The organism is Mesorhizobium sp. M5C.F.Ca.IN.020.29.1.1 (genome assembly GCF_003997375.1).
Lineage (GTDB): Bacteria > Pseudomonadota > Alphaproteobacteria > Rhizobiales > Rhizobiaceae > Mesorhizobium > Mesorhizobium wenxiniae.
On the sequence record NZ_RZSW01000271.1, the window covers coordinates 1 to 8,063 of the forward strand.

At 63.2% G+C, this 8,063-nt stretch carries 9 protein-coding genes and 2 pseudogenes; 6 read left to right on the forward strand and 5 right to left on the reverse strand.

Annotated elements, in window-relative coordinates:
• The 5 genes and pseudogenes from EOA85_RS39140 to EOA85_RS20705 form a co-directional block, all read right to left on the reverse strand.
• Window positions 1-169, reverse strand: a pseudogene (locus EOA85_RS39140) (histone deacetylase family protein); the annotation flags it as partial.
• The gene (locus EOA85_RS20690; protein WP_164759772.1) at window positions 166-681 is read right to left on the reverse strand and encodes a GNAT family N-acetyltransferase; all 516 of its coding nucleotides are present in this window, start codon (window positions 679-681) and stop codon (window positions 166-168) included. The gene EOA85_RS20690 and the pseudogene EOA85_RS39140, both read right to left, overlap by 4 nt.
• A 9-nt stretch (window positions 682-690) precedes the next feature.
• Entirely contained in the window at window positions 691-1,620 is a 930-nt protein-coding gene (locus EOA85_RS20695; protein WP_127210981.1) for a 3-keto-5-aminohexanoate cleavage protein, read from the reverse strand.
• Between the two features lie 2 nt (window positions 1,621-1,622).
• Window positions 1,623-3,002 carry an aspartate aminotransferase family protein gene (locus EOA85_RS20700; protein ID WP_127210982.1) on the reverse strand — a complete coding sequence of 460 codons (1,380 nt, stop codon included), beginning with the start codon at window positions 3,000-3,002 and terminating at the stop codon, window positions 1,623-1,625.
• Window position 3,003: 1 nt separating this feature from the next.
• A complete protein-coding gene (locus EOA85_RS20705; protein ID WP_127210983.1) occupies window positions 3,004-4,644 on the reverse strand; it encodes a N,N-dimethylformamidase beta subunit family domain-containing protein in 1,641 nt (546 codons plus the stop codon).
• 156 nt (window positions 4,645-4,800) lie between these two features.
• Here EOA85_RS20705 and EOA85_RS20710 point away from each other — a divergent pair, with 156 nt between their 5' ends.
• From EOA85_RS20710 to EOA85_RS20735, 6 genes and pseudogenes are all read left to right on the forward strand, one after another.
• Complete coding sequence (locus EOA85_RS20710; RefSeq protein WP_065008163.1) at window positions 4,801-5,049, forward strand: ParB N-terminal domain-containing protein; 249 nt, start codon at window positions 4,801-4,803, stop codon at window positions 5,047-5,049.
• A gap of 132 nt (window positions 5,050-5,181) precedes the next feature.
• Window positions 5,182-5,667 (forward strand): SRPBCC family protein, encoded by a 486-nt coding sequence (locus EOA85_RS20715; protein WP_127210984.1) that lies wholly within the window; start codon window positions 5,182-5,184, stop codon window positions 5,665-5,667.
• Window positions 5,668-5,785: 118 nt separating this feature from the next.
• Complete coding sequence (locus EOA85_RS20720) at window positions 5,786-6,649, forward strand: alpha/beta hydrolase (RefSeq protein ID WP_245485902.1); 864 nt, start codon at window positions 5,786-5,788, stop codon at window positions 6,647-6,649.
• 220 nt (window positions 6,650-6,869) lie between these two features.
• Window positions 6,870-7,268, forward strand: coding sequence for a GFA family protein (locus EOA85_RS20725; protein ID WP_065008164.1), 399 nt, complete (start codon window positions 6,870-6,872; stop codon window positions 7,266-7,268).
• Between the two features lie 133 nt (window positions 7,269-7,401).
• Window positions 7,402-7,626 carry a hypothetical protein gene (locus EOA85_RS20730; protein WP_029353718.1) on the forward strand — a complete coding sequence of 75 codons (225 nt, stop codon included), beginning with the start codon at window positions 7,402-7,404 and terminating at the stop codon, window positions 7,624-7,626.
• Window positions 7,627-7,855: 229 nt separating this feature from the next.
• Window positions 7,856-8,063, forward strand: a pseudogene (locus EOA85_RS20735) (muramidase); the annotation flags it as partial.

Below are 8,063 nucleotides of genomic sequence, written 5' to 3' on the forward strand. Positions count from 1 at the left end.
GTCCTGGCCCGTGATCTCTCGGCCGTTCGATCGTGCAGCCGGCGGCCCTTGCGCCGGCGAGCAGCCGTTCGACGCGTTCCGGCTTTTCCGGATTGGGTTTCTGCGCACCGCTGGAGAGGAATGCCTTGGGATCATGGCGCTTCTGTTCCGAGGCATAAAAGGCTTTCATCTTGGCTCCTCATCCGGCGCATCGGCGAAGGCAAAGAACGCGTCGCCGGCGATCTTCTGCACCTGCTCGTAGCTCGACCAGGCAATGCCCAGTCTTTCGTAAAAGGCTTTGGCGGTTTCATTGTCGGTGTCGACGGACAGTCTGAGATAGACGCCGCCGTCCTCCCGGCATTCTCGCGCGGCACGGCGCAGCAGGCGTTCCCCGATCCTGCGGCCGCGAAACCGATCCTCGACATAGAGGTCCTGCACATAGATGCCGGGCCGGCCCATCCAGGTCGAGAAGATCGGGAAATGCAGGCATAGGCCGGCGAACTCGCCGCCGACTTCCGCAATCAGCGTCGAGAAGGCAGGGTTTTCGCCAAAGCCGTAGGTACGAAGGTCGTCGGCCGTAGAAGTGATTTCTTCGGGCGCGCCGATATGGGCGCCAAGCCGCAGGATCGCAGCATGGATGGTTTCGACATCCTCGACGGTACCGGGCCGGATGCGAATGTCTTTTGACGCTGGGTTGATCACGGCCGCATCTCAGAATGCCACCCTATCGCCGCCCTTGAGCGCGAGCATCTTCCGCGCCTCGGTGGGCGTGGCGACGTCCAGCGAAAGCCCGTCGAGCACGCTGCGGATACGGCGCACCTGGTCGGCATTGGACTTTGCCAGCTGTCGGCCGTCGTAGAGGCTATCCTCCAGCCCGACGCGGACATTGCCGCCCATCGCTGCCGCAATCGAGATCATCGGCATCTGGTGGCGCCCGGCGGCCAGCACCGAAAACTGATAGCTGTCGCCGAACAGTTTGTCGGCGATACGCTTCATATGGACCAAATTGTCGGGATCGGCGCCGATACCGCCAAGTATGCCGAACACGAACTGAATGAACAGAGGTCCCGACACCAGCCCCCGGTCGCGAAAATGCGCCAGCGAATAGAGGTGGCCAACGTCGTAGCATTCGAATTCGAAGCGTGTGCCGCAGCCCTTTCCCAGTCTTTCGAGCACGGTCTCCATATCGGCAAAGGTGTTCTTGAAGATCGTGTCGCGTGTCGCTTCCAGCAGCTTTGGCTCCCACTCATGCCGCCACTCCCTTGGTCGGTCGAGCATCGGGAACAGCGCGAAGTTCATCGAGCCCATATTGAGCGAGCACATTTCGGGCTCGGCCCTGAGCGGTGCGGCCAGCCGCTGGTCGAGCGTCATCAGCGACGAGCCGCCGGTGGTGATGTTGATCACCGCATCGGTTGCCTGCTTGATGCGCGGCAGGAACTGCATGAACACATCAGGATCGGCCGTTGGCCGCCCGTCGCTGGGATCGCGGGCGTGAAGATGCAGGATCGAGGCGCCGGCTTCGGCCGCGGCAATCGCCTCTGCGGCGATCTGGTCCGGCGTCACCGGCAGGTGCGGCGACATTGACGGCGTGTGCACCGACCCGGTGACGGCGCAGGTGACAATGACTTTTCGCGGCGCCATTTTCAGCCTTCGACCGGCAGATCGAGCTCGCCGGCCAGCACCTGCAGCGAGTCGCCGATGATGGCGACGATTTCGCCGACCTGTTCCTTGGTAACGATCATCGGCGGTGCCACTATGAAATTGTCGCCGTCGACGCCGCCCTTGACCTTTCGCCCATAGATGATCAGGCCGCGCTCATAGGCGAGGTCGAGCAGCCGCTGGGTGGCCTTCTTCGCCGGTGCGATCGGCCCCAGCGTATCAGGGTCGGCGACCATCTCGGCACCTAGGAGCAGGCCCTTTCCACGCACGTCGGCGATAAACGGAAACCGCTTGGCCAACCCCTTCAGCTCGGCCATCAAAAGGTCGCCCATGTCAGCTGCATTGGCGATCAGGCCGAGACGATCCATCTCGCTAAGCACGGCGAGCCCTGCGGCGCAGGCGAGCGGATTGCCGGCATAGGTATGGCCGTGCTGGAAGCCGCCGGAGGCGAGCAGCGGCTGCACCAGCCGCATCGGTGCCGCCAGCGCCCCGAGCGGCGCATAGCCCGAGCCCAGCCCCTTCGACAGCGCGACGATGTCGGGCTTGCAGTTCCAATGGTCGCCACCGAGGAATGTTCCGGTGCGGCCGGCACCGCTCATCACTTCATCATGGATGAGCAGGATGCTGTAGCGGTCGCAGATTTCGCGGATGCGCGGATAATAGCTGTCCGGCGCGACCAGCGCCGCGGTGGCAGCGCCGCCGACCGGCTCCATGATGAAGGCGAGCACGCTTTCCGGCCCTTCGGCGAGGATCTTCTCCTCCAGCATGTCGGCGTAGCGGATGCCGCGCTGCTCCATCGAGAGATTGTCGCGGTCGCGCCAGGCGGCCGGCGCCGGCACGGTCGGCATGACCTGCATCATCGGTGTGAAGGTTTCCGCCAAGGCGTCGTCGCCGGTGACGGATAGCGAACCAAGCGTGCCGCCATGATAGGAGGGAAAGCGGGTGATCACCTTCCAGCGCTTGGGCTGGCCTGTCGCCACTGCCCACTGCCGCGCGAGCTTGATGCAGGATTCCGTCGCTTCCGAGCCGCCCGAGACGAAAAAAATGCGGTCCATGCCTTCGGGCAGCTTTCCGGCCAGCTCGCGCGCGAGCTCCTCGGCCGGCTCGTTCTCGAAATGCAGCCGGTAGGCGAAGGTTGCGCGGTCCATCTGCCGCTTCATGGCATCGAGCACGTTGCGGTTGGAATGACCGATATTGGCGACCATCGGTCCGCTCGATCCGTCGATGAAGCGGCGGCCATCCTGCGTCCAGATGTAGATGCCTTCGGCGCGGTCGACCAGCGGCCGGCGCAGACTGGACAGATAGAACAGATGCGATGGCGGGCGCGTCTCGGTGTCCGGGGCAGGGGTTTGGGACTTCAGCATGTCAGGACTTTCCGAGATAGCGGTCTAGAACATTTTTGGTGACGAGCTCGACCATCGGGTCCTGTCTTAGCAGGCCGGCGACCCATTCGCAGCTTCCGGCGTGGAACACCTCGCCCTTGCCGCGCGGGAAATTGACGATCATGCCGTTGCCGCGCTTGACCTTGTCGAGATTGGCGTCGCTCGCCTCGCCGAACAGCGTTTCGGCGGTGAAGCGTCCGTCCTCGTCGCCGAGGAACTGGTCTTCGAACGGAATATCGGCGCTCTCCTCGACTTGGGCAGCCATGCCGACCGCGAGAATTTGCAGCCCGTCCGGTGCGCCGCTGTTGGGCGTAGGGTAGGGCAGTCCGCCTCGGATCTCGTGGTCGAGCCCGTCGACCTCATAGCCATAGACATGGCTGTCGGCGCCGAGCAGGTCGCCGTAGTAGATGCCTGTGCCGGCGAACGCCCAATGCTCCGGCCGGTAGACCGGAAAGCCGCGCACGCCGCGCGGCGCGCAACCGCCCCAGCCGGCGTAGAGGCCCCTCGTCGCATTGAGCCCGAAAGTCGAGGCGCCCGGCCGGCCAATCTCAGGTGCTTCCCAGGAGTTCGTGGCACGGGTCACGTCGCCGCCCCGATAGGCCGGATCTTCGGCGCGGGCGCGGTATTTGTAACAGACTTGCCGGCGGCCCTCGTCCTCCAACCTGGTCTGCCACATGAAATTGCCGGCGAAGCGCGCCGCATGGCCGCCGCGCTCGACATAGGCGTCGACAGTGTCGCGCATCTCCCAGGTCCAGTATTCGTCATGGCCGACGAAGACGACGCAGTCATAGCCGTCGAGGATTTCGGGTGAAAAATGCAATTCGTGCTGACTGGCGAGATCGACCCCATAGCCGGCACGCTCGGCAAAACGAAAGAAGTGGCTGTCATAGCTTGCCCAGCCGGACGAGGCGTATTTCTTCGAATGGCCGGTGGCGAAGGCCCATTCCATATGCGGATAGCGCGGCACGGTCTTGGGCGGCACGGCGACCTCGAGCGGCACGCGCGGCGCCTCGTTCGGCAGAACAACAAAACCGCGGCACCATGGCCGCTGCTTCGACACTATTGGGGCATACTGGTCGCGGTTCGGGCCGGTGATGCCTTCGTAATGATTGGAGCCACCCCACGTGTTGTAGGCAAGCCAGGTGCCGGTGGCTGCAACCTGCAGCACACGACCGCGTTTGTTGCCGGGCTGCGGGCTAACGATGAAAAGATGCTGGCAGCGGATCGGCTTGCCGTCGCGGCCGTCCGCCGTCAGCGTGACGCGGTAGGCTCCGGACGGCCAGTCGTCGCCGACCCGGAATTCAAACGAAGCGCCCCAGCCGCAGCCCACGACCGAACATTGGTCGGGTGAATCCTGCCAGCGCGCCGCGATCCCAGCCTTCTCGAACATTTTCGTTTCGGTGCCGCCGTCGCGGACGATCGACATGCTAAAGCTGGAGGCCGTCGAGCTGACATGCAGCACCACCGTCTCGTCCCGGCGGTATGAAAAACGGTCGCTGTAGCACCAGATCTCGCCGCGTTCGCCATCCATGCCCGGCCACTCCCAGTAGTGGCCGCGCACGGCTTGCCGGCGCTGGTGGGGCGTCAGTCCGAAATCGGGGAATTCGGTAGGAAGCTTCGTCATGAACGCCTGTGAAGGGTCGAACGCGTCATTTCGACCATCTGCCGGCCAACCGTCAATTGGAAACGATCGGGCCAGCGATGCTCACAGCCGGCCTTGGCCTTGCCTTCCAAACCGACTATCTCACAAAGGGTGGCCTTTTTCGCCACGGGAGCCGACATGCTGAGAGTGCAAAAGGTCAAGGTGGACGACATCTACGTGCCGACCGCGCGCAGGAAGACACTGCATCCCGAGACCGTCCGGCATCTGGCCGAAGACATTTTGGAAAACGGCATGAAGACGCCGATCCAGGTGCGCCACGACGGCAAGCGCCATGTCCTGGTCGAAGGCCTGCATCGGCTGGAAGCGGCGAAGTGGCTCGGCGAGACCGATATCGACGCCTATCTGGTGCAAGCCAAGCGCCACTAAGCTCTCATTCGGCGTTCGCCGGAATCGGCCTGGTGAAATTTTCGCGGACGCTGTCGGGCTGCGCGTTGCCCGCTCGTCCTTGAGACGGAAACCGGCATTCAAGCCAACTCTTATGCAAGTGAGGAGACCATCATGACCACCAAGCTCGACATCGCCCCCGGCTCCGACCGCGAACTGGTTCTTGCCCGCATCATCGATGCGCCGCGCGAGAACGTTTATCGCTGCTGGACCGAGCCGAAGCTCGTGACGCAATGGTTCGCGCCAAAGCCGTGGACGACGCCGCGCGCCGAAATGGATGTGCGCAGCGGCGGCTCCAGCCTGGTCGTCATGGCGGGACCCGACGGTGACGAATTTCCGAACCCCGGCATCTTCCTCGAAGTCGTGCCGGGCAAGAAGATCGTTCTCACCGACGCCTATACGAAGGCGTGGGAGCCTTCCGAAAAGCCGTTCATGACGCTCGTGCTGACCTTCGAGGACGAGGGCGAGGGCAAGACACGCTACATCGCCCGGGTTGCGCATTGGTCCGTCACTGACCGCGAAGAGCACGAGAAGATGGGCTTTCACGAGGGCTGGGGCCAGTGCGCCGACCAGCTCGAAGAAGTCGCCAAGCGGCTTTGATATCAGCGGGACGGAAGGAGACCGACATGTCCAGAGCGATGTTTTCGCCATTTTCGCCTCGGCTGCAGCGTTCTTCGCCGCGCCGGGCTCCACCAAAGCCGAGGAAGCAAAGCCCGTCATGACCACTGAAACGAAAGCAATGCCGAAGCCGGCGAAATCCGGCCTGCTGCCGATCAACGGCCTGAACTACTATTACGCCGTCTACGGCAAGGGCGAGCCGCTGCTTCTGCTGCATGGTGGTCTCGGCACCACCGACATGTTCGCGCCGATCCTGCCGAAGTTTGCCGAAAACCGCACCGTCATCGGCGTCGACCTGCACGGTCACGGCCGCACCGCGCTCGGCGACCGGCCGCTCAGCCTGGAGGCGATGGGCGACGACATGGCGGCGATCGTCAAGGCGCTCGGCTACGAGCAGGTCGATGTCATGGGTTATTCGCTGGGCGGCGGCGTCGCCTTCCGCATGGCCGTCCAGCATCCTGAAGCGGTGCGCCGGCTGGTCCTGGTGTCGGCCGGCTATGCCGCGGACGGCTTCTATGCCGACATGCGCACCCAGCAGGCGCAGGTCGGCGCGGCGATGGCCGACATGATGAAAGACACGCCGATGTACAAGTCCTACGTGGCGGTCGCGCCGCATCCGCAGGACTTTCCGAAGCTGCTCGATCAACTGGGCGCCCATATGCGCAAGGACTACGACTACTCCGCCGACGTACCCAAGCTGAAGATGCCGGTCATGCTGGTTTTTGGCGACAGCGACATGTACCGGCCCGAGCATGAGATCAAATTCTATCAGATGCTCGGCGGCGGACTGAAGGACGCCGGCTGGATGCGCGAGAACCTTTCGCAGAACCGGCTGGCCATCCTGCCGAACCGCACCCATTACGACGTGTTCTTCGCGCCGGAACTGACAGTAGTCACTCTGCCCTTCCTCAATGGCGAGACCAAGGTCAAGACCTGGGAAGAGGTCATCAGCGAGGCGGAATAACCACCTGACAACGGCCTGTCCGGCCCATCTCCCGCGAGATGGCTGGACAGGTTTATCCCTCTGAAGCCGACGATAAGCATTGGCAATCCCGGCACACGTCCTCGGGGCCAATGGCGTCTCCCGCATCACAGCCATAGATGGCCGTATCAAGGCTTTTCAATTGACGCTGCTGTGCCGGCAGCTACCTTGCCGACAATCTTCAGAAAGAGGGGCGCAGGTAATGGCGAAATATCAGGGTGGCTGCCTGTGCGGCGCGGTGCGTTACCGCACCGATGCCACGCCGATCAACGAGCGGGTCTGCCATTGCCGGCTCTGCCAGAAGGCGCTGGGCGCGGCCTTCAACGCACGCTCGCTGTTCCGCATCGACGACGTGACCATCGACGGGCCGGTGGCGACGGTGAATTCCTCGCCCGATCTCAAGCGCGGCTTCTGCCCGGGCTGCGGCACGACGATGTTTTCCCGGCGCGACTCCGCCGGCATCATCGGCGTGACCTCAGGCTCGCTCGACGCCCCTTCGGTATTCAAGCCGCAGATGCATATGTGGACCGCCTCGAAGCAGCCCTGGGTGCAGCTTGACGACGGCCTGCCGCAATATGAAGGCGCGCCACCCCCGAACTGAAGCACAGGCGAACTGAGCGCAAAACGTGCCCAATTTTTTCATCCGGGACACGAGATAGCCGGCAAAGCGTCATTGGCGAGCCATCATTGCCGCCTATCTATCACGTGCGGGTCGGCAGTCGAGGAGGCGACGGATGAAAGACAGAATCAACACCCTGGATGAGCTTTTGAGCGATCCGATGGTCAAGCTCGTGATGGAGCGTGACCGCGTACAGCCGGCCGAGCTTCGCTCGCTGCTTGAAGAAAAGGTTCGCCGGGATGATGCACCGGTCGTCAACGATCGCCCCGTCACCGACCGCTTCATACCGCCCGCTCACATGGTAGCCGAAAGCTGCCACAAGTTATGGCTGTGCGGCTAGGCAGCGGGCCTGCAGGCGTCGGCGATCCTTCTCGCCGTCTCCATCCTGCCGGCGTTTCCAAGCTCTCACCGCTACGGTGATAAAGCGGGCGCCATGTATTCTGTTTGCCCAACTCTCGTCCTAACAATTTGATTCAAACTTTGTTGGCAATTTCTCGTTAGTAATCTGGATCGGTTGTCCGGCGGCGTTGTCTTGCCCTCGGTCTGTTGTGTTCTGCGTACAGGTCCAGATGCGGTTATCAGGCGTCGTCATCTTCTCGATCGCGTCACTTTGCCTTGCCGGCTGCACATCCACGCCCGGCGTCGACGCGCTGCAAGTGCCATCCAGCGAGACGACCAGCTCCGTTGTGCGGCCGCCCGCGCCGGTGGCGTCGGTCGGTGCGGCCGATGCCGCACCCGACTTTGAGCAGGAAGAGGCGACGGAGCAGACTGTGGCGA